The sequence below is a fragment of the Burkholderia anthina genome (assembly GCF_001547525.1).
Classification (GTDB): domain Bacteria; phylum Pseudomonadota; class Gammaproteobacteria; order Burkholderiales; family Burkholderiaceae; genus Burkholderia; species Burkholderia semiarida.
Map to the genome: position 1 here is coordinate 93,262 of NZ_LNJP01000003.1, position 26,063 is coordinate 119,324.

A 26,063-nucleotide genomic window follows, 5' to 3' on the forward strand; every position below is an offset into this window, starting at 1 on the left:
ACGGCGCGCGGGCGGCCCCTTCCCCTTACCGACTTCCTTGAGGCGGCCATCCGGATGGCCGCAGGGGCGAACTCATGCTTTCCACCAGCACACGCGGCACGGCACCGGCCGTTCCGCCCGCCACCGGCCCGCGCGACGCGATTCCCGCGCTGCCGGTCAGCAGCCTGCAGCCGCTCGCCGGCATGCTGCGCTGGATCGTCGTCGCGGTACTGACCGTCGCGGTCGCGCTGCCGCTCGGCTTCATCCTGTTCCAGAGCCTGCTGTCCGCGCCGTTCTTCGACGCGAACAAGACGCTCGGCGTCGAAGGCTTCCGCTTCATCTTCAGCGATCCCGATTTCTGGTCGGCCGTGAAGAACTCGTTCATCATCGCCGGCGGGATGCTGTTCATCTCGATCCCGCTCGGCGGCATCCTCGCGTTCCTGATGGTGCGCACCGACCTGCCCGGCCGCCGCTGGCTCGAACCGCTGCTGCTCACGCCGGTGTTCGTGTCGCCGATGGTGCTCGCGTTCGGCTACGTGGTCGCGGCCGGCCCAGTCGGCTTCTACTCGGTGTGGTTCAAGGAGCTGTTCGGGGTGCAGAGCGTGCCCTGGAACGTGTATTCGATCTTCGCGATCACGGTGATCGTCGGCCTCACGCACGTGCCGCACGTGTACCTGTATTCGTCGGCCGCGCTGCGCAACCTCGGCTCGGACGTCGAGGAAGCCGCGCGCGTGGCGGGCGCCCGCCCGTTCCGCGTCGCGCTCGACGTGAGCCTGCCGATGACGATGCCCGCGCTGCTGTTCGCCGGCGTGCTGGTGTTCTTCCTCGGCTTCGAGGTGTTCGGGCTGCCGCTCGTGCTCGGCGACCCGGAAGGCCACCTCGTGCTCGCGACCTACCTGTACAAGCTGACCAACAAGCTCGGCGTGCCGTCGTATCACCTGATGGCCGCGGTCGCCGTGTGCATCGTCGCGATCACCTTCCCGCTCGTGCTGCTGCAGCGCCGCCTGCTGAAGACCGCGAATCGCTTCGTCACCGTGAAGGGCAAGGCCGGCCGCGCGACCGTGCTGCCGCTCGGCGTGTGGCGCTGGGTCGCGCTCGCGATCGTCGCGCTGTGGCTCGCGCTGACCGTGATCGTGCCGATCTCGGGCATCGTGCTGCGCGCGTTCGTCACCAACTGGGGCGAAGGCGTGCCGCTCGCCGAAGTGCTGACGCTGGCGAACTTCGTCGAGCTGTTCGAGCAGGACAACCTGGTGCGCGCGATCGTCAACACGCTCGGCATCGGCGTGATCGGCGGCGCGCTCGCGATCGGCTTCTACTCGCTCGTCGCGTTCGCCGGCCACCGCCGCCCCGACTGGGCGACCAGGCTGCTCGACTACCTCGTGCTGCTGCCGCGCGCGGTGCCGGGCCTGCTCGCCGGTCTCGCGTTCCTGTGGATCTTCCTGTTCGTGCCGGGCCTGCGCGAACTGAAGAACTCGATGTGGAGCATCTGGATCGCGTACACGGTCGTGTGGCTCGCGTACGGGATGCGGCTCATCCAGAGCGCGCTGCTGCAGGTCGGCCCCGAGCTCGAGGAAGCCGGCCGCAGCGTCGGCGCGACGCGCAGCCGCGTGTCGCTCGACGTGACGCTGCCGCTCGTGCGCTTCGGCCTGCTCGCCGCGTGGCTGCTGATCTTCATGATCTTCGAGCGCGAATACTCGACCGCCGTCTACCTGCTGTCGCCCGGCACCGAAGTGATCGGCGCGCTGCTCGTGTCGCTGTGGGCGACCGGCGCCGTCGACCAGGTCGCCGCGCTCTCTGTCATCAACATCGCGATGGTCGGCGCCGGTCTCGGCGTGGCCCTGCGCTTCGGAGTGAAACTTCATGGATAAGCTCATCGTCGACGATCTGCACCTCAGCTACGGCGCCAACCCGATCCTCAAGGGCGTGTCGTTCGAACTGAAGGCCGGCGAAGTCGTGTGCCTGCTCGGCGCGTCGGGCAGCGGCAAGACCACGCTGCTGCGCGCGGTGGCCGGCCTCGAACAGCCGTCCGACGGCCGTATCCAGCTCGACGAGCGCGTGTTCTTCGACGGCGCGCGACGCATCGACCTGCCGGTCGAACAGCGCTCGCTCGGCCTCGTGTTCCAGTCGTACGCGCTGTGGCCGCACCGCACCGTCGCCGACAACGTCGGCTACGGGCTCAAGCTGCGCCGCGTGGCGCCTGCCGAACAGAAACACCGCGTGCAGGCCGCGCTCGACCAGCTCGGCCTCGGCCATCTCGCCGAACGCTTTCCGCATCAACTGTCGGGCGGCCAGCAGCAGCGCGTCGCGATCGCCCGTGCGCTCGTCTACAACCCGCCGGTGATCCTGCTCGACGAGCCGCTGTCGAACCTCGACGCGAAGCTGCGCGAGGAAGCGCGTGCGTGGCTGCGCGAGCTGATCGTGTCGCTCGGACTGTCGGCCCTGTGCGTGACGCACGACCAGACCGAAGCGATGGCGATGTCCGATCGCATCCTGCTGCTGCGCAACGGCCGCATCGAGCAGGAAGGCACGCCGGCCGAGCTGTACGGTGCGCCGCGCTCGCTGTATACCGCCGAATTCATGGGCAGCAACAACCGCATCGACGCGCGCGTCGCGGCCGTCGACGGCGAACGCGTGACGCTTGCCGGCGACGGCTGGGAGTTGCAGGCGCTGGCCCGCGACACGTTCGCGCCGGGCCAGGACGCGCAGGCCGTGATCCGTCTCGAGCGCGTGCAGGTGGCCGACGGCCCGGGCGCGAACCGGCTGCAGGCCGACCTCGTCACGTCGATGTATCTCGGCGACCGCTGGGAATACCTGTTCCATTGCGGCGAGATGCGCCTGCGCGCGTTCGGCCACGTGCCGCGCGCGGCCGGCAAGCACTGGATCGAATTCCCGGCCAACGACTGCTGGGCGTTCGCGAAAGCGGGCTGATCCGCATCGCGGCGGCTCGCGTGCCGCCGCGCCGGCTTTCAACCGCCCCTTTGCGACTCGCATCGGCGGACGCTTCACGGCGTCCGCCGCTGGCGCGCCGCGCATCCGTTTTCTGTTTCAACCCGCCCACAATAATCTAGGAGACACCGTCAAAATGAAGTCACGCGCAGAACGCTCGATTCGAACAGTAGTCCTCACCAGTTCAGCCGCGGCAGCCTGTCTCGCCGCGCCGGCCGCGCACGCGCAGTCGTCGGTCACGATATACGGGATCATGGACGCGGGCATCGAATACACGAACCATGCGGCCCCGGAGGGCGGCAATGCGTTCAAGCTGAAGTCGGGCAACAAGAACACGTCGCGCTGGGGCTTGCGCGGCGTCGAGGATCTCGGCGGCGGATTGAAAGCCGTGTTCCGCCTCGAAAGCGGCATCGATCTCGCGAATGGCGCGTCCGACGACGGCCCCGACTCGATCTTCGCGCGCCGCGCGACGGTCGGCCTGAAAGGCAAATGGGGCGAGCTGTCGCTCGGCCGCAACTTCACCGTCACCTACGACTACATGCTGCCGTTCGACCCGATGGGCTACGCGCAGAACTACTCGTGGGCGACCTCGTCGATGGCGACGGGCGGCCGCAAGGACGGCCTGTTCACGCGCTCGTCGAACGCGGTGCGCTACGACGGCGAATTCAGCGGCTTCAAGTTCGGCGCGCTGTATGGTTTCGGCAACGTGCCGGGCAGCATCAAGACCAGCTCGAAATACGATTTCGCGGTCGGTTACGAGACAGGGCCGTTCGCGGCCGTCGTCACGTTCGACCGGCAGAACGGCGCGGCCGACAGCGTCACGCCGGCCGATACCGTCAACTACATTCAAGGCATCCACGCGGGCCTGAGCTACGACTTCGGTAACCTGAAGACGATGGCCGGCTATCGCAACTATCGGCGCACGTATCACACCACGGCCGCGAACCAGTTGAGCGACATGTATTGGCTCGGCGGGTCGTACCAGTTCACGCCGACGTTCTCGTTGATCGCGGCCGTCTACCACCAGAACATCAAGGGCGGCACGGATGCCGACCCGACGCTGGTGTCGGTGCGTGCGCAGTACGCGCTGTCGAAGCGCACGGTGCTGTATGCAGCCGGTGCGTTCGCGATCGCGAAGCACGACCAGAAAGTCGGCGTGTCGCGCGATTTCAATGGGTACGGCACCACGCAGGTGGGGGTCACGGCGGGGATTCAGCAGCGGTTCTGACCGCTCCGACATGACGGCGGGCAGAGGACGGTGCAAGCGTTTCGGGGCGCGTCGCCCTCTGCTTCGTCGCATGTCGGGGCGCGGCACGGGCGACCGAAGAAACACGTTGAAACGGATGCGCGAGCAACGTGCCGGCGATTCGCTGAGCACGCGAACACCATGGCGGCTCGTTCAGAGAATCGCCCGGTAAGCTTCGAGCGCCTTGCAGGTCTGAACCATCCCCTGCCGCTGCAGGATGTCGAGGTAGCGATCCACCATCATCGGAGGATGCTCGAGCATTTCGCGTTGTCGCCGTGCTGCGCCGACAACCGCAGCCGGCTCGAGATCGAACAGATTGTCGACGAACACGTCGGGATGCTGCGCCCCCACCCCGTACGCCGACAGCACTGCGTCGGGAAAGTCCTTCTGGTTGAACGTCACGATCACACTGGCGTTGCAGCGGATCGCGGCGGCCAGTACATGCCGATCATCGGCATCCGGCAGCCTCAGGCCCTCGATCAACGCTTCGTACCCGGTCACCAGCGCATCAGGTATCGCGCGATCCATCAGACTCGCAGTCCGGTCGAGTTGTGCGGCGCCGAGGTCCGGGCGCTTGCGCAACAGGTTCCGTTTCCATTCGTTATGGATATCGGCACTCCAGCGAGCCCTGAAACACCCGCTCAATGCGAGCCACATCAGGAAATCGCGCAACGGTGCCGGGTACAGCACGCAGGCATCATAGACCGCCGTGAATGGCGAACTCGTCATTCGTAGCCCATCCCGAATTCCTGCGCTTGCCGCCCCAACTCTTCCATCGCATTGGCGCTCGCCTGATCGCGTTCGGTCTTGTAACGCATCAGATCGGAAAAGCGCACACGACGATGCTTGCCGGTCTTGTGATACGGCAGCGCCTTCGATTCGAGCAGCTTGATCAGGTGTGGACGGGACACATTGAGCAGGTCGGCTGCTTCCTGCGTGGTCAGTTCCGCGTGAACGGGCACGACCTTGACCGCATTGCCATCTGCAAGCTCCGCGAGGATGTCGACCAGCAGACGCAGTGCAGAAGTCGGAAGCTCGACCTGATGGGCGCGATTTTCGTCATCGAAAATCTGGATGCGCTGTATTTCCGTTCGCGTGGCCAGATAAGCCGCCAGCGCACGCTGTCCTTCGACCGCCGCCTGCACCTCGCGCTCCACCGGCAAGATCGTATCGGACATCGAGGTATGGGCCATCGCGCGCTCCCAAGCAGGGTTCTCAAATGCGCCATCTTATTCGAAATAAACGAAAATCGCAATAAACGAAAAACGATAGAGCCCTTATAAGACCGCCGAACCTCGATATCAGTCAATACGCGCCGTCACCCGGCTTCTGGTCCTTCCGCGTGCAGAGTGACGACCGCTGCCCGCTCGTCGCCGTTCAGTCACCACGCATCGTGAACACCAAACGCACGGCGCTGCTCGTATCGCCCCAGTGCTCGCCGACAGCCGACAGCGGCACCGTGCGCGTGTCGATCGTCAGGCCCGCCGGCCCCGCCGCTTCGAATACGCCGCGCACCGATGCGAGGAAGCCCGGCAGCGACACGCTGCCCAGGCCGCTGCCCATCAATTCGATCGCGGTCGCACGCAGCACGGCGCCAGGCAGCAACACGTCCGCGCCGCCGATCGAACCGATCTGCACGAAACGCAGCCGCCGGGCGCCGGGAGTCGCCTTCGCGGCAGCCGCCAGTAGCGTCTGCGCGCTGGCGCCCCACAGATAATCGAGCACGACATCCACGCCCGCACGGAAATGCGGTTCGAGCGCCCGCGCCAGATGCGCGTCGTCCTGCTGCAGCGACACCACGGCGTCCGCGCCGGCATTCAGCAACGCCTGCAACGCAGCCGCGTTGCGACCCGTCGCGATGATCTTCGCCGCGCCGAGATGCTTCGCAATCCGCACCGCGAGCCGCCCGGACGTACCCGTTGCACCGTTGACGAGCACCGTCTCGCCCGCGACGAACCGCGCGCGTTCGGTCAGCGCGGCCCATGAAGACATCCCGGGAATCGCGATCGCCGCGGCCGTGACATCGTCGAGCGCGTCCGGCAGCGGCACGCACTGCGTCTCGGGCACGAGCGTGCGTTCGGCCATCGCGCCGAACGGCACGGGCGCGCCGAAGAAGTAGACGCGCCGGCCGTCGTCGAGACGCCCCACGCCGTCGACACCGACGACGAACGGATAGCGTCGATCCGACGAGTAATGCGTGCCGGCCGCGCGCCCCTGTGCGATGCGGCTCAGCGCGGACGCCGTCACGTCGATCAGGCTGTGGCCCGGCATCGCGCGCGGCGCGTCGAATTCCATATGGACCGGGCGCTCGCCGGCGCCCGTCACGACTGCTGCTTTCATGGTGGCTCCTTCGATCCTGAGTGATGGGTCTTTACCGGGCATCGAGCCACGCGCGCAGCGCGGGATCGCGCACTTCCAGCACGTCGAACAGGCCGAGCGCGCGCAGCGCGGGCAGCGCATCGATCGCATCGGCCTCCGCGCGCGCCCTGTCCGCCGGCGCGGCATTCGGATCGGTCAACACACGTGCATTGACCAGAAAAGCGCCAACCGTGCCCTTGCGGATCGTCGTTCCGCCGGCGTCGATCTGGTTGGCATGGTCGGGAAGCATTTGTTCGGCTCGCATCGAGTCGTACTCCGGTTGTCATCGATGGACGCAGTGTAGGCATGCAAATCCGGCCGTTCTCCGGTATAACGGCCATTCGATACCGATATCCGGCCATGTCCGATCCGCTTCTGCCCGCCCGCTTCGTCACGTCCGACGACGGCCCGTTCGTGGTCGCCGCCGCCCTGTCGCAACGCGCCCCCCGTATCACCGCGCCGCATTCGCATGCGCGCGGCCAGCTCGTCGGCGCGCTGAGCGGGCTCGTGACGATCGGCCTCGACGATCAGGAGTGGGTCGTGCCCGCGATCCACGCGATCTGGATTCCGCCGCACTGCCGGCATTCGCTGCGCTCGTTCGGGCCGATTTCCGGCTGGTCGGCGTTCGTCGCCGAAGCGCGCTGCGCGGCGCTGCCGGCCACGCCGCGTGCGATCCGCACGACGCCGCTGCTGCGCGAAGCCGTGCAGCGCGCGGCAAGCTGGGGCGATTCCGAATTGGATGCCGCGCAGACACGGATCGCCGACGTGATCCTCGATGAAATCGCGGCATCGGAAGCCGAGGCGCTGGGGCTGGTGCGACCGCGGGACCCGCGGCTCGTGAAGATCACCGATGCGCTGGCCGCGGATCTCGCGAACGACCGGCGGCTGGAGGAATGGGCCGAATGGGCCGGCATCGGCGCACGGACGATGAGCCGCCGCTTCGTCGCCGAAACCGGGCTGACGTTCGCGCAATGGCGTCAGCAAGCGAGGCTGCTGCGGGCGCTGGAGCGCATCGCCGACGGCGTGCCGGTGACGACGATCGCGCTCGATCTCGGATACGACAACGTGAGCGCGTTCATCGACATGTTCCGGCGCGCGCTGGGGACGACGCCAGGGAGATATTTGGCGGGGGGAAGCCAGGCGCAGGGATAGCTGCGGCGATGCGCGCGCATGCAGCCGCACGGCGAAAATCCGGCGGGCGGCAGACAACAACCGCCCGCCGCCGCGTCAATACGTGCCGTCGCCCTTCTTCGCGGCGGCGTCGCCGCCCTTCTTGAACTGCGCCGCAAGCCGCTCCGCGCTCCTCGCCAGCAGCGTCGTATCGACACCGACCGCGACGAACAACGCGCCCGCTTCCAGATAGCGCCGCGCGGCCGCTTCATCCGCGCTCAGGATGCCCGGCGCCTTGCCGGCCGCCTTGATCGCGCGGATCGCGCCGTCGATCGCGGCCTGCACATCGGGGTGGCCTGGATTGCCGAGTTGCCCGAGATCGGCGGCCAGATCGGCCGGGCCAATGAACACGCCATCGACACCGTCGACCCGCGAGATCGCATCGATCGCGTCGAGCCCTGCCCGCGTCTCGACCTGCACGAGCACGGCCATCTCGTCGTTCGCGCGATGCAGGTACTCGCCGACGCGATTCCACCGCGATGCGCGCGCGAGCGCGCTGCCGACGCCGCGCATCCCGTGCGGCGGATAACGGGTCGCGGCCACCGCCGCGCGCGCCTCGTCCGCGTTCTGCACCATCGGCACGAGCAGCGTTTGCGCGCCGAGATCGAGCACCTGCTTGACGATCACCGGATCGTTCCACGGCACGCGCACGACCGGATGCGACGGATACGGCGCGATCGCCTGCAGTTGCGCGAGGATCGTCGGCACCGTGTTCGGTGCATGCTCGCCGTCGATCAGCAGCCAGTCGAAACCGGCGCCCGCGACCACTTCCGCGCTGTAGGGATTCGCGAGGCCGAGCCACAGGCCGATCTGCGCGTCGCCGCGCGCGAGCGCGGCCTTGAAGACATTCGACGGAATCCGCATCGTTCGCTCACCTCACTCGAAGTAGCACTGGATCGTCCCGAGCGGGCCGTAGTCGACGCTGAACGTATCGCCCGAACGCGCCGCGCAGGGCCGCGTAAACGATCCGCCGAGCACGATCTGCCCAGGCTCCAGCGTGACGTCGAAACGCGACAGCCGGTTCGCGAGCCACGCGACGCCGTTCGCCGGATGGTTCAGCACGCCGGCCGCGACACCGGTTTCCTCGACCACGCCGTTGCGCGACATGATCGCCGCGACCCAGCGCAAATCGACGTCCCGTGGGCGCACCGGCCGGCCGCCGATCACGACGCCCGCGTTCGCCGCGTTGTCGGCGATCGTGTCGAACACCTTGCGCGGCCGCTTCGTATCGGGGTCGATCGACTGGCTGCGCGCGTCGATGATCTCGAGCGCCGGCACGACGTAATCGACCGCGTCGTACACGTCGAAGATCGTGCAGTTCGGGCCGGTGAGCCGCTTGCCGAGCACGAACGCGAGTTCGACTTCCACACGCGGCACGATGAAGCGGCCGGTCGGGATCGTGCCGCCGTCCTCGAAGAACATGTCGTCGAGCAGCGCGCCGTAGTCGGGCTCGTCGATCTGCGACGTGTTCTGCATCGCCTTCGACGTGAGGCCGATCTTGTGCCCCTTCAGCGTGCGGCCTTCCGCGAGCTTGAGCGTCACCCACGCGCGCTGGATCGCATACGCGTCGTCGATCGTGATGTCGGGATGGTCGAGCGAGATCTGGCGGATCTGCGTGCGCGCGCGCTCGGCGTCGTGCAGACGGTGCGCGAGCTGGTCGATGATGGCGGGTTCGAGCATGGTCGGATCGAAAATGGGGTTCAGCCGGCCCGCTTGTAGCGGGCGTGAATGTTGTTGTGCTTGTACGAGCCGCTTTCGCTGAACTCGATCAATTCCATCGACAGAGCGAGATAACGCTTCGCGTACAGCTCGGCGAAATGGGCCTTGATCGCGTCGAACAGCGCGTCGCATGCGGCTTGCTTCGTTTCGTCGCTGCGGCCCGCGCCGATCTTCAGTGTCACGTGGACGAACGCGTCGTCCTCCGCGCCGTCGGCGATGCAGTAGTCGTGCAGCTCGATCGCGCGCGAACGGATGCCGCCGGTCGGGAACACGCCGCCCTGCGCGATCAGCGTCGCGTTGATCGTGCGCAGCAGCGCGGGAATGCGTGCGTCGTCGCGGATGTTCGCGGTGTATTCGACGACGATGTGTGGCATGGCAAGTCTCCGGTCGGATTCGAAGGCGTGGAGCGCGGCAATGCTCAGGGCAGCGGGAAGATCGCGTTGATCTGCCCGGTGCCCGAACTCGCGAAATAGTCGGTGACGATTTCGACGGGCTTGTCGTAGCGATCCCAGCCGAGCAGCCCGAGCAGCATCGCGGTATCGTGCATGCCGCCTTCGCCGTGGCAATGCACGTTGTACTCGGGCAGCATCGCGCAAAACGTCCTGAAATCGCCCTGCTTCCACAGTTCGACCACGCGCAGGTCGACCTGCCGGAAGAATTCGCGGCTGATCTGGTGGATCGATTCCTCGGGGCTGCCGTTGTCGTTGAAGCGGTGCGACAGCGAACCGCTCGCGAGGAACGCAACGTTCGAATCGCTCTTCTCTATCGCTTCGAGCAGCGCCTCGCCGAAGCGCCGGCTCTCGTCGAGTTGGTGCCACATGCACCAGCCGGCGATCGACACGACCTTGAAGTGCTGGTCGCCGTTCATGTAGCGCATCGGCACGAGCGTGCCGTACTCGAGCTCGAGGCTGTCGATCTCGTGCGCGCGCGTCGCGATGCCGCGCTCGGTGGCCGTTTCGGCGATCAGCCGGCCGAGCGCCGGGTTGCCTGGGTACGCGTACTGCATGTCGCGGATGAAATGCGGCAGCTCGTTGCTCGTATAGGTGCCGGCGAACCGCGCATTGCAGTTCACGTGATAGCCCGCGTTGACGAGCCAGTGCACGTCCGACACGACGATCGTATCGACGCCGAGCGCGCGGCAGCGCTCGCCGATCAGCCGGTGGCCGCGGATCGCCGCATCACGGCAGCCGTGATGCTTGCCGGGCAGTTCCGACAGGTACATCGACGGCACGTGCGTGATCTTCGCGGCGAGGGACAGTTTGCCCATCGTTCAAGTCTCCCTGTCGGCCGGAGTTAGCGCTTTAGCGGTTACTCCGGCCCCATGCTTGGCCGGCGTGCCGGCCAAGGAATCGTTCGTTCTTGCGGCGACACCACCCGCTTCCGTCACACGCCCCAGCGCGGAATGTGATGCGAACCCATCGAGATGCATACGTTCTTGATCTCCGCGAACACCTCGAAACTGTACTCGCCACCCTCGCGCCCGGTGCCCGATTCCTTCACGCCGCCGAACGGCTGGCGCAGGTCGCGCACGTTCTGGCTGTTCACGAACACCATCCCGGCCTCGATGCCGCGCGCGAGCCGATGCACCTTGCCGACGTCCTGCGTCCAGATGTACGACGCGAGGCCGTACGACGTGTCGTTCGCGAGCCGCAGCCCTTCGTCTTCGTCCTCGAACGGGATGATGCACGCGACCGGCCCGAAGATCTCCTCCTGCGCGATGCGCATCCGGTTGTCGACGTCGGCGAATACGGTCGGCCGCACGAAGTTGCCGTTGCGCAGACGGTCGGGCAACCCGGCCGGCTTGTCGGCGCCGCCCGCGACCACGCGCGCGCCTTCCTTCTCGCCGATGCGGATGTAGCCCGTCACCTTTTCCCAGTGCTGGCGCGTGATCATCGCGCCGAGGTTGGTGCCCGGATCCGCTGGATCGCCGACCACCAGGTTGTTCGCGCGGCGCGCGAATTCCTGCACGAAGCGGTCGTAGATCGTGCGCTGCACGAAGATCCGCGAGCCGGCGGTGCAGCGTTCGCCGTTGATCGAGAAGATCGTGAACAGCGACGCGTCGAGCGCGCGGTCGAAATCGGCGTCGTCGAAGATCAGCACCGGCGACTTGCCGCCAAGCTCCATCGAATATTTCTTGAGGCCCGCGCGCTCCATGATCCGCTTGCCGGTGACGGTGCCGCCGGTAAACGACACCGCGCGCACGTCCGGATGGCGCACGAGCGCGTCGCCGGCCGTCGCGCCGTAGCCCTGCACGACGTTCAGCACGCCCGGCGGGATGCCGGCTTCGAGCGCGAGCCGGCCGAGCTGGTCGGCCGTCAGCGGCGACAGCTCCGACATCTTCAGCACGGCCGTGTTGCCGAGCGCGAGGCACGGCGCCGTCTTCCACGTGGCCGTCATGAACGGCACGTTCCACGGCGACACCAGCGCGCATACGCCGACCGGCTGGTACAGCGTGTAGTTCAGCATCTGGTCGTCGACGGGATAAGTGCGGCCGTTCATCTGCACGCACACCTCGGCGAAGAAGTTGAAGTTCTCCGACGCGCGCGGAATCAGCTGCTTGCTCGTCTGCGCGATCGGCAGGCCGGTGTCCTGCGTCTCCAGCGCGGCGAGCATCGGCACGTTCTTCTCGATCAGCTCGCCGAGCCTGCGCATCAGCTTCGCGCGCTCCTTCGCCGGCGTGTTCGCCCATTTCGGGAACGCTTCCTTCGCCGCGCGCACGGCCGCGTCGACCTCGGCCTCGCCGCCCGACGCGACGTCGGTGATGACTTCACCCGTCGCCGGGTTCAGCGTCGTGAAGGTGTCGCGGCTCTCCACTTCGCGGCCGCCGATCCAGTGCTTGATGGTCATGTGCTCTCCTTCCTTGGGCGACGGCTTCAGCCGGCGCGATAGTAGTCCGCTTCGCCGACGATCATGTTCACGAGCCGGCCGATCCCTTCGATTTCGGTCACGACCTCGTCGCCCGGCTTCGTGTCGGCCAGCCCCTCGGGCGTACCGGTCAGGATCAGGTCGCCCGGCGAGAGCGTCATGAAGCTGCTGATGTGCTCGATCAGCGCCGGCACGTCGAACACCATGTCGCGCGTGCTGCCGCGCTGCGTCTCGCGGCCGTTCACCGTCGTGCGCAGCGTGAGGTCGCCCGCGTCGCCGATCTCGTCGCGGCTGACGAACCACGGCCCGAGCGGCGTGCAGGTGTCGCGGTTCTTCACGCGCAGGTTCGGCCGGTAGTAGTTCTCGAGATAGTCGCGGATCGCGTAGTCGTTCGCGACCGTATAGCCGGCCACGTAGTCGATCGCCTGCGCGCGGCTCACGTGGCGCGCGGGCCGGCCGATCACGACGGCCAATTCGCACTCGTAGTGCATGTGCGTGGCGTCCGCCGGGCGCACGGTCAGCGACCGGTGGCCGATGAACGTGTTCGGCCCCTTCAGGAAAATCAGCGGTTCGCTCGGTGCGTTGAACGCGAGTTCCTTCGCGTGGTCCGCATAGTTCAGCCCGAGCGCGAACGTCGTGCGCGGCGCGACGGGCGGCAGCCATGCCACCGCGTCCTCGGCCACCACGCGCCCCGTATCGAGGCGGATCGCGCCGTCGCCGGCCGGTTCGGCCGCGTGGAGTGCGCCGTTGTAGATCACGCGCGCCGTCTTCATCGTGCTTCCTCCGCCATCAGCGTATGCCGCAACGTGCCGATGCTGGCCGCGGCGATCTCGATCGTGCTGCCCGCGCGGGCACGCGGTGCGCCGCCCGCGACGCCGAGCAGCAGCACATCGCCCGCGTCGAACGACATGAAGGCCGTCACGTCGGCGATCAGCGCGCGCACCGGGCGAATCAGCGTCGCGGTCGACGCGGACGCGGCCACCGCGCCGTCGATCCGCACCGTCAGGCCGATCGCGTCGACATCGGCGAGCGCGGCGGCCGGCACGATCGCCGGGCCGAGCGGGCAGAAGCCGTCGCGGCACTTGAAGCGCACGGCCGGGCGGTAGTAATGGGGATGCGGCACCGACACGTCGCTCGCGAGCGTGAAGCCGTGCACGTAGTCGAGCGCGTGCGCGGCCGGCACGCGCGTCGCACGCCGCGCGAACACGACGGCCACCGATGCGCCGATCTCCAGCGCGTCGACGCCGGCCGGCACGACGACGGCCGCGCCGTCGGCCGCATGCGTGTTGGCGGATTTGATGTACAGGATCGGCGCCTGCGGCGGGCGGCCGTAAGGCGGCGCGTTCACGGCGTCGCCGAGCGCGTCGAGCGCCGCGCGCTCGTTGAGCAACGCGCCGTAGACGGTACCGATGGCGACCGGCAACGGCGGCGCCCCGGCGTTCGTGCAAGACAGCTCCATGCGTCGTTCCCCTGCCGCGCGTCGCGGCGCATCGTCAATACTTAATATCTTAAGTAAACAATCGTGCGCTGGCAACCTCGATTACCCTGATACGCGAAATTCATCAGCTTCGGCTGTTAAGATTGATGCGTCCCCGACCTCTGCCCACCCCGATGAACCGTACGCTCGACCATCGCAACCTGGCCATGCTGCTGCTCGAGGCCCGCGAAACGCTGATGGGTCTGTTTCGCCCCATTCTCAAGGAATTCTCGCTGACCGAACAGCAATGGCGGATCATCCGCGTGCTCGACGGCGAACCGGCGCAGGCGCTCGAAGCCGGGCAGATCGCGAAACGCTGCTGCATCCTGAGCCCGAGCCTGACCGGCGTGCTGGAACGGATGGAGCGCGACGGCCTGATCACGCGCACGCGCGCGCAGGAGGATCAGCGCCGGCTGCTGGTCAGCCTGACGCCGCAAAGCAGGAAACTGGTGACGGAAATCGGTCCGCGCATCGACGAGCAATACCGGCAACTCGAGTCGCGGTTCGGCGAGGACGGCCTCGAGGACATCTACCGCGCGCTCGACCGGCTCATCGAGCTCGGCAGCGACGCGTGACGGCGGCGCCCGCTTCCGCGGCCTGCGGGAACGGGCGCCGGTGCGACACGGGCGATCAGTGGAACGCGCCGCGCATCAGCTCGGTCACGGCCACCCCGCGTGACGTGCGCATGCACTCCTCGACGTAATCGATGAACGGCAACGGTTCGAAATCGATTTCGTCGCGCACGCGGCGATTGTCGAATACGCGATCGACCGTCGCGAATTCCCCGCAGCGCTGCAGCGCCCGGCCGATCACGCGCTCCAGGGCCGGATCGCGGCGCCCGAGCACGTCGCGCACGACGAGCGGCAGTTCGGCCGGCGCGCATGCCGCGTAGCGCGGCGCCCCGGTCATTCCCGCCGCCTCGTCCATCGCGCGCACGATCTGCGCGACCTGCGGCGCCTCGTCGCCGGCCGACACGTGATAGACGTCGTGCGCGAGCGTCGGCTTGACGGCCAGCAGCATCGTCGCGCGCGCCACGTCGTCCACCGACACGATGTCGATGCGCGTCATCGGCCGCGCGGTGAAGCGGCGCGCCGCATGCGCGAGCCGGAACATCCAGAACGAATTCGGCGCGGGCCGCGTGCCGAGCACCGTGTGGCCGACCACGTGCGACGGCCGCACGACGACGAGCGGCAGCCCGAGCGCGCGCAGGCGCTGCTCCGTTTGCGCCTTCGCGTGCAGGTAATCGGCGGCGAGCACCGCGCCCGGCAGGCCTTCAGCGCCCGGCGCGGCATCGTTGCCCGTGGCGCGTTCCGCCTCTTCCTGCACGATCCCGCCGCGGCCCGCGTGCGCGTAGGCCGTGCCCACGTACACGAAGCGCTGCAGGCGCGGCGCGCGCGCAAAGCGTTCGGCGAAGCGCACCGCATCGGCGATGTCGGCCTGCAGGTGCGCGCCGTCGGCCGGCGATGCGTGGCCCGCGCAGTGAATCACGTGCGTCGCGCCGGCCAGGCGCGGCGCGTCGGCGCCGTGCCACACGTCGCCGAGCGCGCCGACGATCACGTTCGCGTCGGTCAGGCGCGACGCCCAGTACGGCGCGAGCCCCGCGCGCAGCGCGGCTTCACGCAGCCGCGCGACCGCATGGCCGCGGTCCTGCGCGCGCACGACGCACACGACGCGTTCGAGCAGCCCGGCATTGACGAGCGCGGTCAGCACGGTACTGCCGATGAAGCCGGTGGCGCCGGTCAGCACGAGCCGGCCGACGTTCGCCGCCGCGACCGGCGCGCTGGCCGGCGACACGAGGCTCGTGCGCCAGTTGAGCGACAACGCGGTTTTCCAGATCAGCACGATAGTCTCCTTCGAAGAATCGGCCGGGCGGCGCGGCGCCCGCGGTTGCGGGCCGGCGCACGGCTCACCGGCCGGGCCGGGGCTGACGCGCGCCCCGGCGGCTCCCGATCGGGCGGACGCCCTGCGATCGCGTCGATCGCGCGCTGGCACGAGGCGGCGGCAGCCGGCGCGGACGGGCGTCCGCGCACAGGATCGGGAAGTTCCCAGTGTGGGGCTCGAACGCGTGCAAGTCTGTCCCGAAAGTTTCGTGAAAGTGTGCCGATTTGTACGCGATTGTCGGAGTGTGTCGTGCCGGCCGCCGCGTCGGAACGCTGAAACGTTCGGTGCGGCCGTGTTCGGACGGTGCCCGATGGCGTCGGGCGGCCCCGATTCGACGGCGGCCGGCGCGCGACAGATCGACGCGGGTGTCCGCCCCGTCATCCCATCTCTTGACCGCCGCGGGCGTCCGGCCAGGCGCCGCGATCGCCGCTATCGCCCGTGTGTGCTGACGCATCGGGAATGACCATGCATCATCAGACGTCCTTTCATCTGAAACCGAAATGGACGCAATACGGATTTATTGCGGTTTATCACTTGCGTTTCACACCAGTCTATCTAGACTGTTCAAGTCAAATCGGTCGAACGTTTCAACTTTTCAGGAGAGGATCCAATGCGCCTCACCATTCGGATTAATGGCAGCGAATCGGCAACCCGGCATTCCTTCGCGGTCTTGTGGGTCGATACCGACGAGGGACTGTGGTCGCGCGAGGCACATCAGGGCATCGACCTTCCGACCTGGGGCAAGGTCCGCGACGTGGAGGGCGCGATGGCGCTCTGCGCGGCCGACAGCGGCAATGCCGTCTGTCAATTGAAGGGGCTGTCGTTCGACGCGATGCGGCGCGAACACGGCCCCGCGGTGCTCGCCGGCGAGCATCCCGCAGGCGCGTGGCGGCTGCAGGCGGTCGATACCTGCACGACCCAGCCGGAATACCGCGAATTTATTTCCGTGGCCCGATAGGTATTATTGACCTGAATCGTCTGCGGTTTTCGGGTTTATTCCGACATCCACGATATTAATTTCGATATTCAGCATGAATGGCGCCTCGGCTCGAGGCGCTTTTCATTTTCGAGATTAAAGAAATAACCGGAACACGGGCAATTGATCGCGTGCGGGGCAATCGCGAATCGATCGATGCCGGTCACCCCGTGCCCCGCCTCGGCGCACGGCGAATCGTCCGTGTTTCCCCCGCCGCAGCCGCCGCCGCATTCCGTTACGGCGCCGCCCTGCCCCCTTTCGCTCCATTCTCGGGATCACCTACCATTCGCCTTTTTGCGGGGCCGGAACATACTTTCCCCACACGTTGTTTACTCATTTATTACAATCGCATTATTCAGACTGACCCGCCGCCGTCCGGCGGCCCGACCCGGCCTTTGCATGAGCGTGAAAAAAAAGACCCACCCCGCCGATCCGTACGCAGCGGCGACCAAGAATCCGATGCTCGCGTCGCGGCTGCCGATGTGGCGCTCCCGGCTGATCGTGGTCGTCGTGTTCCTCGCGTTCGCCGCGTTGATCGCCCGCGCTTTCTGGGTGCAGGTCGCGAACCAGGATTTCTACGTCGGCCAGGGCCAGAAGCGTTACCAGCGCACGATCGAGCTCGACGCGATGCGCGGGCGCATCGTCGACCGCAACGGCGCGATGCTCGCGGTCAGCCTGTCGACCTACGAAATCTGGGCGAACCCGAAACAGGTCGCCGACACCGATTATCCGCAGATCGCGAAGCTGCTCGACATGCCGCTCGTCGAGGTGAAGCGGCGTCTCGGCAACGACAAGACGTTCGTGCTGCTCAAGCGGCAGGTCGATGCGGACACCGCGAGCCGGCTCGACAAGCTTGCGATCGACGGCATCACGCAGATCGCCGATTCGAAGCGTTTCTACCCGGAAGGCGAATCGGCCGCGCACGTGGTCGGCTTCACGAACGTCGAGGACAAGGGCCAGGAAGGCGTCGAGCTGGCGGCGAATGCGCGCCTGCAAGGTACGTCCGGCCAGCGCGAGGTGATTCGCGACCGGCTCGGCCGCATCGTGTCGGACACGCGCCCGCTCGTGCCCGCGCAGCACGGCGCGACGATCGAACTGACGATCGACCGCCGCATCCAGCAGCTCGCCTTCAGTCAGCTCAAGGCGGCCGTGATCGAAAACAACGCGGTGGCCGGCAGCGTCGTCGTGCTCGACGCGCAGAACGGCGAGATTCTCGCGCTCGCGAACTATCCGACCTTCGACCCGAACGATCGCGCCCGCCTCACCGGCCAGCAATTGCGCAACCGCGCGGTGGTGGACACGTTCGAACCGGGCTCGACGATCAAGCCGCTCGTCGTCGCGCTGTCGATCGACGAGCGCAAGGTCACGCCGAACACGATCATCAACACGTCGCCGGGCACGTACAAGATCGGCCCGGCCGTGATCCACGACACGTCGAACCACGGGTCGCTGACGGTGTCGCAGGCGCTGCAGAAGTCGAGCAACGTCGCGCTCGCGAAACTCGCGCTGAACCTGCCCGCCGAAACCATCTGGAACAAATACCAGGAATACGGGATCGGCCGCGCGCCGGAACTGACGTTCCCCGGCGTCGCGTCGGGCCGGCTGCGCGGCTACAAGCGCTGGCGGCCGATCGAGCAGGCGACGATGGCGTACGGCTACGGGCTGTCGATGTCGCTGCTGCAGATCGCGCAGACCTACACCGCCTATGCGGGCGACGGCACGCTGCATCCGGTGTCGCTGCTGAAGAACGGCACCGACCAGCAGACGATCGACGCGCACCGCGGCCACCGCGTGACGTCGCCGCAAACGGCCGCCGCGATCCGCTCGATGCTCGAGATGGCGGTGGGTGAAGGCGGCACGGGGCGCCGCGCGCGCGTCGACGGCTACCGGATCGGCGGCAAGACGGGTACCGCGCGCAAGCAGGTCGGCGCGAGCTACGCGAAGGGCAAGTACCGCGCGCTGTTCGCGGGGATGGCGCCGATGAGCAACCCGCGCCTGATCGTCGCGGTGATGATCGACGAGCCGCGCGGCAAGGGCTACTACGGCGGCACGGTGGCCGGCCCGGTGTTCGCGTCGGTCACGAGCGGCGCGCTGCAGTTGCTCGGCGTGCCGCCCGATGCACCGGTCGAACCGGAAGAGAATGCGCCGGCGAAGGCCGGCGCGCCGCAGAAGACGGTCGCGGCGCCGAAACCGGGGGCGCCGGCAACGACGGCCGCGCAATCCGCCCGCCCCGCGCCCGCGAAAGTGGCCGCCGCAGGCTGACGAAGCCAGGCGCGCCGCCGCGCGCCGTCAATGCGCGGCCGCGACCGGCTTCACCATCCGGCCGAGCACGTGCTCGGTCATCCCGCGCGCGAGCTCGGTCTCGCCCATGAACACGGTGCCGATGCCCTCGTTCGACAGCAGCGCGGCCTCGTCGCCGCTGTTCGTGCAGAGCACGACCTCGAGCGTCGGGTTGAGCGTGCGCGAGATCTCGACGATCTGCCGCACGTCGAATACGTCGGGCAGCGTGACGACCAGCATCCCGGCGCGGGCGATATGCGCCTGCACGAGCACGATCGGCTCGATCGCGTCGCCCGACACGGCCGCGATGCCGTCCGCGCGCAGCTTCTCGACGAGCTCGCGATTCTGCTCGACGACGACATACGCAATCCCGCGCTCGTCCAGCGCATGTGCGATCCGCGTGCCGACCTTGCCATAGCCGACGATCACGACCTGCCCGGTCAGGTGCGTCTGCGGCGTCGACATCGGCAGCGCGGCGAGCGGATCGTCGCGCGCCTCGAGCTTGCGCGCGAACGCCGAATGCTTGCGGATCCATGCGAGCGCCGGATCGATCATCGCGAACAGCAGCGTGTTCATCGCGATCGAGATCAGCGCGACCGCGAGAATCAGGCTCTGCCCCTCGGCCGACAGCAGCCCGAGCGCGCGGCCGAGCCCCGCGAGGATGAACGAGAATTCGCCGATCTGCGCGAGGCCGGCCCCCACCGTCAGCGCGGTATTCAGCGGATAGCGGAACGCGATCACGAGCGCGACGGCTGCGAGCGTCTTGCCGATCAGCACGATGCCCGCGACCTCGATCACGTGCAGCGGCTCGTCGAGCAGCACCTTCGGGTCGAACAGCATGCCGACCGAGATGAAGAACAGCACCGAGAACGCATCGCGCAGCGGCAGCGTCTCTTCGGCCGCGCGCCGGCTGAATTCCGATTCGCGCATCATCATCCCGGCGAAGAAGGCGCCAAGCGCGAACGACACGTCGAACAGCTTCGCGGCGCCGAACGCGATGCCGACCGCGGCCGCGATCATGCACAGCGTGAACAGCTCGCGCGAGCCCGTGCGCGCGACGAGCCACAGAATGCGCGGGAACACGCGCTTGCCGACCACCAGCATCAGCGCGATGAACGCGGCGACCTTCAGCATCGTGACGCCGAGCGTGCCCCACACGCTGCCGCCGGCCGCCTGCGCGTCGCCGGGCGGCGTGCCGCCGAGCAGCCCCGCCACCGGCGGCAGCAGCACCAGCACGAGCACCATCACGAGATCCTCGACGACCAGCCAGCCGACCGCGATGCGCCCGTTGACCGTCTCGACGAGCCCGCGCCCCTCGAGCGCGCGCAGCAGCACGACGGTGCTCGCGACCGACAGCGCCAGCCCGAACACGAGCGCCGCACCGAGGCTCCAGCCCCAGGTGAGCGCGAGCCCGCCGCCGAGCAGCGTCGCGACGGTGATCTGCACGATGGCGCCCGGCAGCGCGATCTTGCGCACCGCGAGCAGATCGCCGAGCGAGAAATGCAGGCCGACGCCGAACATCAACAGCATCACGCCGACTTCGGCGAGTTGCTGCGCGAGCGACAGGTCGCCGACGAAGCCGGGCGTGCCGGGGCCGATCACGATCCCGGCGAGCAGATAGCCGACGAGCGGCGGCATTTTCAGCAGCGACGCGAGGTAACCGAAAATCATCGCGAGACCGAAACCGGCCGCGAGCAACGCAATCAGGCTGACGTCATGAGGCATCCCCCCTCCCAAGCTCTTGTAACGATTTAGTAAGGTTCAAGAGTGAAAGGATACGGGATGAGGCGGAAGAATGGCGCGCGGCCGCGAAAATTTCGCGCGGCGGCGCGGGTTGGCGGGGCGCGACCCCGGCGAAAACTGAGGCGTCGCGGGCCCGGTCACGCATCGACGCGGACCAGGTGACAGGCGGGGCCGGCGCCCCGCCGCCCCGCCGTCAGCGCGCCGCTTGCGGGAATCGCGCGCCCGGCGGCGGCTCGGGCCGCGTCGACGGCACGCTCTTGCGCACCTTCGCGACCTGCGCGGCCGTCACCGGCGCGCCCGTGTTGCCCCAGCTCGTGCGCACGAAGTTCGACACGTCCGCGACTTCCTGGTCCGACAGGCGCCAGCCGAACGGCGGCATCGTGAAGGTCGACGGCGCGGTGCGCGTGCCCTGCAGCGCGCTGCCTTCCAGCACGACGTGAATCAGCGACGTCGGATCGTCGCCCTGCACCACCGGGTTGCCGGCGAGTGCCGGGAACACGCGCGTGTAGCCGTGGCCGTCGCTGCGGTGGCAGGCCATGCAGTTGTCGCGATAGACGGCCGCGCCCGGCTTGCTCGCGTCGCCCGTCTGCAGCGCCTTCGCCGCGGCCGCGTCGTACACGTGCGGCTGCTCGCCCTGCACGCGCGGCGGCAGCGTCTTCAGGTAGCGCGCGATCGCGTTCAGGTCGTCGTCGGTCATGTGCTGCATGCTGTGGCCGACCACGTCCGTCATCCCGCCGAACGCGGCCGTGCGCAGCGTGCGGCCCGTCTTCAGGAACTGCACGATCTCGGTTTCGCTCCACGTGCCGAGGCCCGTGCGCGGCTCGCCGCGCAGGCTCGTCGGCACCCAGCCGTCGATCGCCGCGCCGCCGGCCAGGAAGTCGAGGCCGTCCGCGTCGGTCAGCCCGCGCTCCTGCATCGTCGGCGCGCGCGGCGTGTGGCACGCGCCGCAGTGGCCGAGGCCCTGCACGAGATACGCGCCGCGTGCGACCGCCGGGTCGCTGTACGACGCCGCGTCGAACGGCTTCGGCGACGGCGCGAACATCTTGCGCCAGATGCCGAGCGGCCAGCGCATCGACAGCGGCCACACGATGTCGACCGCGCGGTTCTCGTGCTCGACCGGCGCGACGCCGTGCATGAAGTATGCGTACAGTGCCTTCATGTCGTCGTCGGTCAGCCGCGAATACGACGGGAACGGCATCGCCGGATACATCGTGTCGCCGTTCTTGCGCACGCCTTCGCGCACCGCGCGGGTGAAGTCCTCGTAAGTCCAGCCGCCGAGGCCCGTCTTCGGGTCCGGCGTGATGTTCGTCGAGTAGATCGCGCCGATCGGCGTGTCGAACTTCAGGCCGCCCGCGTACGGCTTGCCGCCGCTCGCGGTGTGGCATGCGATGCAGTCGCCGGCGCGGGCGAGGTATTCGCCGCGCTTGATCAGGCCCGCGTCGGCGGATGGGGCGGCCGGTGCGGCCGCCGGGCCGGAGGCTGCCGCGGGGGCCGCCGGTTGCGCAAGCGCCGCCGAGCCCGCGAAGCCGAACGCGGCCCAGGCCACACCGGCCGCCAGCGCGCGCGACATCCGGCGCGCGACGTTGTGGTTCATCGTCCTCTTCATGCGGTCACCAGCGGGGCGGGATTTTTCAGGTACTGCTCGCGGATCGCCCGTGCCGACCAGTAGGCCAGCGCCGCGATGATCCCGGTCGGGTTGTAGCCGATGCCCTGCGGCAGCGCGGACGCGCCCATCACGAACACGTTGTGCACGTCCCAGCACTGCAGGTAGCGGTTCAGCACGCTCGTCTTCGGGTCGGTGCCCATGATCGCGCCGCCGACGAGATGGGTCGTCTGGTACTGGCGCGAGTCGAAGTGCTTGCCGAACTCGCGCGTCGACACGCCGATCGCCTTCGGCCCCATCGCTTCCGCAATCTTCTTCATCTGGCCGGTCACGTACTGCGCCATCCTGATGTCGTTGTCCTTCCAGTCGAACGTCATCCGCAACAGCGGCTGGCCGTACGAATCGCGATAGGTCGGATCGAGGTCGAGATACACGTCGCGGTACGACATGTTGGTGCCGTGCGCGTCCATCGAGATCGTGTGCGCGTAGTTGTCCTTCACGGCCTTCTTCCATGCCGAGCCCCATTGCGGCGTGCCGGGCGGTGTCGCGATGCCGCTGATCGGCTTCACGCCGGCCTGGTTCACCCACAGCGGCGAGCCGCCGACGAAGCCGAGCGGGCCGTGGTCGAAGTTGTCCGCGTTGAAATCGTCCACCGCGACGCCGTTGCCGCCCGCGCCGATGAACGGATTCGTGTAGGTGTCCTTGTCGAAGAACGCCTTGATCGTCGACAGGTTCTGGTACGCAAAATTGCGGCCGACCACGCCTTCGCCCGACACCGGGTCGTACGGCTTGCCGATGCCCGACAGCAGCAGCAGGTGCACGTTGTGATACTGGAACGCGGCCACGATCACGAGATCGGCCGGCTGGTGCACTTCACGCCCGGCCGGATCGACGTAGGTCACGCCGGTCGCGCGCTTCTTCGTGTCGTCGAGATCGACGCGCAGCACGTGGCACTTCGAGCGCAGCTCGAAGTTCGGCGCCTGCTTCAGCGCCGGCAGGATGTTCAGGTTCGGCGACGCCTTCGAATACATGTAGCACGCGTAGCCGCTGCAGTAGCCGCAGAAGTTGCACGGGCCCATCTGCACGCCGTACGGGTTCGTGTACGGCCCCGACGTGTTCGCGGACGGCAGCCGGTACGGATGCAGGCCGAGCGAGCGGGCCGCATCGAAGAAGCGCTGCGCCGAATACGTATTGAGCTGCGCGGGCAGCGGGAAGTGGTCGCTGCGGTCGGCCTCGAACACGTTGCCGTCGCCGACCACCTTGCCGCCGACCTTGTACGCCTGCCCCGACGTGCCGAACACCTTCTCGGCGAAATCGAAATGCGGCTCGAGTTCCTCGTACGTGACGCCCGTGTCCTGGATCGTCATCCCTTCGGGGATGAACTTCTTGCCGTAGCGCTCTTCGTAGTGGCTGCGCAGGCGCAGCTCTTCCGGCGTGATCCGGAAGTGCACACCCGACCAGTGCAGCCCCGCGCCGCCCACGCCTTCGCCCGGCAGGAACGCGGCGAGCTGCCGGTACGGCAGCGCGGTGTCCTGCAGCCCGTGGCGAATCGACACGGTCGTCTTCGACAGGTCGAGAAACAGCTTCTTGCGGATGTTGTAGGTCAGCTCGTCGATCGTGTTCGGGTACGCGCCGTCCGGGTAGGTGTCGCGATATTCGCCGCGCTCGAGCGCGACGACGTTCAAACCGGCTTCGGTCAGTTCCTTCGCGAGAATCGCGCCGGTCCAGCCGAACCCGACGATCACCGCGTCGACATGCGGCTTCTTGTCTGCGGCCATCAGCTGCGCTCCCCGTTGATCGAGACGGGGCCGTACGGATAGGGCTTGCCGCTCTGGTTGACGAAATCCATGAAGTCCGCGCGCGCGCCCGGGAAACCGATCATCTTCCACGCGGCCATGTCGCGATTGCCGCCATGCACCGGATCGCAGAAGTAGCCCTCGCGCGTGTTCTGCAGCAACTGGCCGAGAAACACGCCGGGCGGCACGTCGTCGATCTGCGCGCCGCCCTTCTCCAGCGCGCCGAGCACCGTGTCGCGCGTCGGCGCGTCGAGATCCGCGAACGCCTTGCCGTGCGCCTTTTCGCAATAGCGGTTGACGGCCGCGATGCCGAGCCGGTAGATGTCGCGCGGCACGAGCTTCAACTGGTAGCCGAGCTCGGGCACGCCCTGCTGGAACGGCCCCTGCATGTACCACGTCGCGCCGTGCGCATACGGTGTCTCCATCTGGCGATCGATGAATTCGGGCACGCCGGCTTCGAGCGCGCCGGGGCCTTCGGCATCGGCCGGAATCAGCCGGTCGACGGCGGCCTGGACGAACGCCCATTCCTTCGCATCGAAAAAGGTCGGCTTGTACGGCGCGCGCTCGGCGCCGGCCGACGCGGCGGATGCATTGCCGGCCGTCGTCGCGGACGGCGACGACGAGCGCAGGTCGCAGCCGGCGACCGACGCGATCGGCACGAGCGCGACCGACGTGCGCAGGAAACGGCGACGCGAATTGGGTTTGTCAGGTGGCGTGGACATGGTCGGATGTTGATCGTTGGGGATCGGGGTTCGGACGCGCGCATTCCGCATGCCGCGTGCCCGGCAGGCAGCCGTGCCGCACGCGGCCGGTCGCCCTGTTCTTTCGTGTGTTGCGCACAACCTCGATTGCAGGCGCCCGGCCGCGAGCCGCGGTGGCGCCGTCATTGCAGCCGCACCCCGCCCCGGTACCGGTGGCGCTGTGCGGATCGACCTCTTCGCGGGCCCTATCGTCGGACAAATACCGGCATCAGCCTGCATCTCTCCGTCATCGCCCATGACCCTTGTTCAACTTAGACGTCACGTCTGCCCACGGCAAGCGCAACGTGCACGACCCTCTTTCGGGTCCGGCGACGAGTGCGGCGAATTATATATGGAACCGGTTCCATTGGTAGCGGGATCGATGCAATTCAGTGCATCGAAATCAGCAACAATGGGAAATTGAGAAGCCGGAATGTGCAAGGATGGGAAGACGGCGGACGGCGTTGGCCGTCGGCGCGCGCTACGGCGTGCCCGTGATCCTCGAAGTCGATGCGCGGCGCATGCACCGGCAGGGCCATGCGTTCTTCGTCGCCGAAAACAGTGTCTGGCTGACCGATGCCGTGCCGGCCGAATATCTCGAGTTGATCGATACGCGCGCCGAGTGAGCCGTGCGCCAGTCGCCATTCACCACGGCCAGAACATCGACGCGATCGACAACGCCAGCGCCGCGCACAGCGGCGAGTAATACAGCGTGTCCATCCGCGCGAAACGCGACCCGCGGATCCGCTTGAAGAAGCCGACGTAGCGGAAATCGCCGACGGCACGCACCGCGAAGATCAATGCGAGCGCAACGGCCGCGAATGCGATCGTGCATGGATGCGCGTTGCGCCCGAGCCAGCCGGCACGCACGGCGACCACGCACGCGCCGCCCAGCAGGGCGGCCGCGACGGCAAGCGTGCCGACGGCGGTCGGCCGCAGCAGCGGTACGCCGTCCTGCTCCGGAATGGCCGCACGCTTGCCCAGCCGCCCGCCGAACGCCCAGTAGACGTGCACGAGCGCGAGGGCGCAAAGCGTCGGCACGCTGAAATACGCACCGGTCATGTCGATCGATGTCCTCGTGTCGTTGTCTCGTCGTCTTGCCGAAAAACGTTCGGCCCGCGACACGCATGACGATACCGAAACCCGATCACGCGCGCATTGCGACGTCCGGTCGCAACCGGTGGCCGCGCATGCTGCGCTGCAGTGCGCATGCATCGCGCGCAGGCCGCACGCTTGACTTCCGTCGGCGCGCTACTACCCTGTTATTCCAGTACTGCGGTCGGC

Annotated in this window: 25 protein-coding genes; 8 read left to right on the forward strand and 17 right to left on the reverse strand. The window is 67.8% G+C overall.

Annotated elements, in window-relative coordinates:
• The first annotated feature begins 74 nt into the window (after positions 1-74).
• The 3 genes from WS64_RS20800 (at position 75) to WS64_RS20810 (ending at position 4,153) form a co-directional block, all read left to right on the forward strand.
• Positions 75-1,847, forward strand: a complete 1,773-nt coding sequence (locus tag WS64_RS20800; protein ID WP_059639381.1) for an ABC transporter permease — start codon at positions 75-77, stop codon at positions 1,845-1,847.
• Positions 1,840-2,907: an ABC transporter ATP-binding protein gene (locus tag WS64_RS20805; RefSeq protein ID WP_059639380.1), complete on the forward strand. Its 1,068-nt coding sequence runs from the start codon at positions 1,840-1,842 to the stop codon at positions 2,905-2,907. The genes WS64_RS20800 and WS64_RS20805 overlap by 8 nt, the downstream gene beginning before the upstream one ends.
• A 154-nt stretch (positions 2,908-3,061) precedes the next feature.
• A complete protein-coding gene (locus WS64_RS20810; protein ID WP_060967568.1) occupies positions 3,062-4,153 on the forward strand; it encodes a porin in 1,092 nt (363 codons plus the stop codon).
• Between the two features lie 171 nt (positions 4,154-4,324).
• On the opposite strand, the gene WS64_RS20815 is transcribed toward WS64_RS20810, so the two are convergent.
• The 4 genes from WS64_RS20815 to WS64_RS20830 all read right to left on the reverse strand — a co-directional run bounded on the left by WS64_RS20815 (position 4,325) and on the right by WS64_RS20830 (position 6,794).
• Positions 4,325-4,900, reverse strand: a complete 576-nt coding sequence (locus WS64_RS20815) for a PIN domain-containing protein (RefSeq protein WP_060967569.1) — start codon at positions 4,898-4,900, stop codon at positions 4,325-4,327.
• Positions 4,897-5,364, reverse strand: coding sequence for a helix-turn-helix domain-containing protein (locus WS64_RS20820; RefSeq protein WP_060967570.1), 468 nt, complete (start codon positions 5,362-5,364; stop codon positions 4,897-4,899). Before WS64_RS20820 ends, WS64_RS20815 begins: the two co-directional genes overlap by 4 nt.
• A 184-nt stretch (positions 5,365-5,548) precedes the next feature.
• The gene (locus WS64_RS20825; RefSeq protein WP_060967571.1) at positions 5,549-6,511 is read right to left on the reverse strand and encodes a quinone oxidoreductase family protein; all 963 of its coding nucleotides are present in this window, start codon (positions 6,509-6,511) and stop codon (positions 5,549-5,551) included.
• A gap of 31 nt (positions 6,512-6,542) precedes the next feature.
• Complete coding sequence (locus WS64_RS20830) at positions 6,543-6,794, reverse strand: hypothetical protein (RefSeq protein ID WP_059574583.1); 252 nt, start codon at positions 6,792-6,794, stop codon at positions 6,543-6,545.
• A 95-nt stretch (positions 6,795-6,889) separates the two neighbouring features.
• Here WS64_RS20830 and WS64_RS20835 point away from each other — a divergent pair, with 95 nt between their 5' ends.
• Entirely contained in the window at positions 6,890-7,681 is a 792-nt protein-coding gene (locus WS64_RS20835; RefSeq protein WP_060311040.1) for an AraC family transcriptional regulator, read from the forward strand.
• Between the two features lie 75 nt (positions 7,682-7,756).
• On the opposite strand, the gene hpaI is transcribed toward WS64_RS20835, so the two are convergent.
• From hpaI to WS64_RS20870, 7 genes are all read right to left on the reverse strand, one after another.
• Positions 7,757-8,563, reverse strand: a complete 807-nt coding sequence (gene hpaI, locus WS64_RS20840; RefSeq protein ID WP_060967572.1) for a 4-hydroxy-2-oxoheptanedioate aldolase — start codon at positions 8,561-8,563, stop codon at positions 7,757-7,759.
• A 12-nt stretch (positions 8,564-8,575) separates the two neighbouring features.
• On the reverse strand, positions 8,576-9,379 hold the full coding sequence (hpaH, locus tag WS64_RS20845; RefSeq protein ID WP_060967573.1) for a 2-oxo-hept-4-ene-1,7-dioate hydratase: 804 nt from the start codon (positions 9,377-9,379) through the stop codon (positions 8,576-8,578).
• A 20-nt stretch (positions 9,380-9,399) separates the two neighbouring features.
• Positions 9,400-9,792 (reverse strand): 5-carboxymethyl-2-hydroxymuconate Delta-isomerase, encoded by a 393-nt coding sequence (locus WS64_RS20850; protein WP_059574592.1) that lies wholly within the window; start codon positions 9,790-9,792, stop codon positions 9,400-9,402.
• A 44-nt stretch (positions 9,793-9,836) separates the two neighbouring features.
• Positions 9,837-10,685 (reverse strand): 3,4-dihydroxyphenylacetate 2,3-dioxygenase, encoded by an 849-nt coding sequence (hpaD, locus tag WS64_RS20855; protein ID WP_060311042.1) that lies wholly within the window; start codon positions 10,683-10,685, stop codon positions 9,837-9,839.
• A 116-nt stretch (positions 10,686-10,801) separates the two neighbouring features.
• The gene (hpaE, locus tag WS64_RS20860; RefSeq protein WP_060967574.1) at positions 10,802-12,265 is read right to left on the reverse strand and encodes a 5-carboxymethyl-2-hydroxymuconate semialdehyde dehydrogenase; all 1,464 of its coding nucleotides are present in this window, start codon (positions 12,263-12,265) and stop codon (positions 10,802-10,804) included.
• 26 nt (positions 12,266-12,291) lie between these two features.
• Positions 12,292-13,056: a fumarylacetoacetate hydrolase family protein gene (locus WS64_RS20865; RefSeq protein ID WP_060967575.1), complete on the reverse strand. Its 765-nt coding sequence runs from the start codon at positions 13,054-13,056 to the stop codon at positions 12,292-12,294.
• Positions 13,053-13,742 (reverse strand): fumarylacetoacetate hydrolase family protein, encoded by a 690-nt coding sequence (locus tag WS64_RS20870; protein ID WP_060967576.1) that lies wholly within the window; start codon positions 13,740-13,742, stop codon positions 13,053-13,055. The genes WS64_RS20865 and WS64_RS20870 overlap by 4 nt, the downstream gene beginning before the upstream one ends.
• Positions 13,743-13,894: 152 nt before the next feature.
• Between WS64_RS20870 and hpaR the strand changes: the two genes are divergently transcribed.
• A complete protein-coding gene (gene hpaR, locus WS64_RS20875; RefSeq protein WP_059574601.1) occupies positions 13,895-14,335 on the forward strand; it encodes a homoprotocatechuate degradation operon regulator HpaR in 441 nt (146 codons plus the stop codon).
• Between the two features lie 55 nt (positions 14,336-14,390).
• Here the strand turns inward: hpaR and WS64_RS20880 are convergent, their stop codons facing one another.
• On the reverse strand, positions 14,391-15,602 hold the full coding sequence (locus WS64_RS20880) for an SDR family oxidoreductase (RefSeq protein ID WP_060967577.1): 1,212 nt from the start codon (positions 15,600-15,602) through the stop codon (positions 14,391-14,393).
• Between the two features lie 649 nt (positions 15,603-16,251).
• Here WS64_RS20880 and WS64_RS20885 point away from each other — a divergent pair.
• Positions 16,252-16,599: a DUF3564 family protein gene (locus WS64_RS20885; protein WP_059639369.1), complete on the forward strand. Its 348-nt coding sequence runs from the start codon at positions 16,252-16,254 to the stop codon at positions 16,597-16,599.
• Positions 16,600-17,016: 417 nt separating this feature from the next.
• On the forward strand, positions 17,017-18,879 hold the full coding sequence (locus tag WS64_RS20890) for a peptidoglycan D,D-transpeptidase FtsI family protein (RefSeq protein WP_060967578.1): 1,863 nt from the start codon (positions 17,017-17,019) through the stop codon (positions 18,877-18,879).
• A 27-nt stretch (positions 18,880-18,906) separates the two neighbouring features.
• Here the strand turns inward: WS64_RS20890 and WS64_RS20895 are convergent, their stop codons facing one another.
• The 4 genes from WS64_RS20895 to WS64_RS20910 form a co-directional block, all read right to left on the reverse strand.
• The gene (locus tag WS64_RS20895; RefSeq protein WP_060967579.1) at positions 18,907-20,622 is read right to left on the reverse strand and encodes a cation:proton antiporter domain-containing protein; all 1,716 of its coding nucleotides are present in this window, start codon (positions 20,620-20,622) and stop codon (positions 18,907-18,909) included.
• Between the two features lie 211 nt (positions 20,623-20,833).
• Positions 20,834-22,246, reverse strand: a complete 1,413-nt coding sequence (locus tag WS64_RS20900) for a c-type cytochrome (protein ID WP_060967580.1) — start codon at positions 22,244-22,246, stop codon at positions 20,834-20,836.
• Positions 22,243-24,021 (reverse strand): GMC family oxidoreductase, encoded by a 1,779-nt coding sequence (locus WS64_RS20905; RefSeq protein ID WP_059639365.1) that lies wholly within the window; start codon positions 24,019-24,021, stop codon positions 22,243-22,245. The genes WS64_RS20900 and WS64_RS20905 overlap by 4 nt, the downstream gene beginning before the upstream one ends.
• The gene (locus tag WS64_RS20910; RefSeq protein ID WP_059574615.1) at positions 24,021-24,761 is read right to left on the reverse strand and encodes a gluconate 2-dehydrogenase subunit 3 family protein; all 741 of its coding nucleotides are present in this window, start codon (positions 24,759-24,761) and stop codon (positions 24,021-24,023) included. The genes WS64_RS20905 and WS64_RS20910 overlap by 1 nt, the downstream gene beginning before the upstream one ends.
• Positions 24,762-25,222: 461 nt before the next feature.
• Between WS64_RS20910 and WS64_RS20915 the strand changes: the two genes are divergently transcribed.
• A complete protein-coding gene (locus WS64_RS20915) occupies positions 25,223-25,405 on the forward strand; it encodes an RNA 2'-phosphotransferase (RefSeq protein ID WP_060967581.1) in 183 nt (60 codons plus the stop codon).
• 19 nt (positions 25,406-25,424) lie between these two features.
• On the opposite strand, the gene WS64_RS20920 is transcribed toward WS64_RS20915, so the two are convergent.
• The gene (locus WS64_RS20920; protein ID WP_060967582.1) at positions 25,425-25,841 is read right to left on the reverse strand and encodes a DUF3995 domain-containing protein; all 417 of its coding nucleotides are present in this window, start codon (positions 25,839-25,841) and stop codon (positions 25,425-25,427) included.
• Positions 25,842-26,063: the final 222 nt, after the last annotated feature.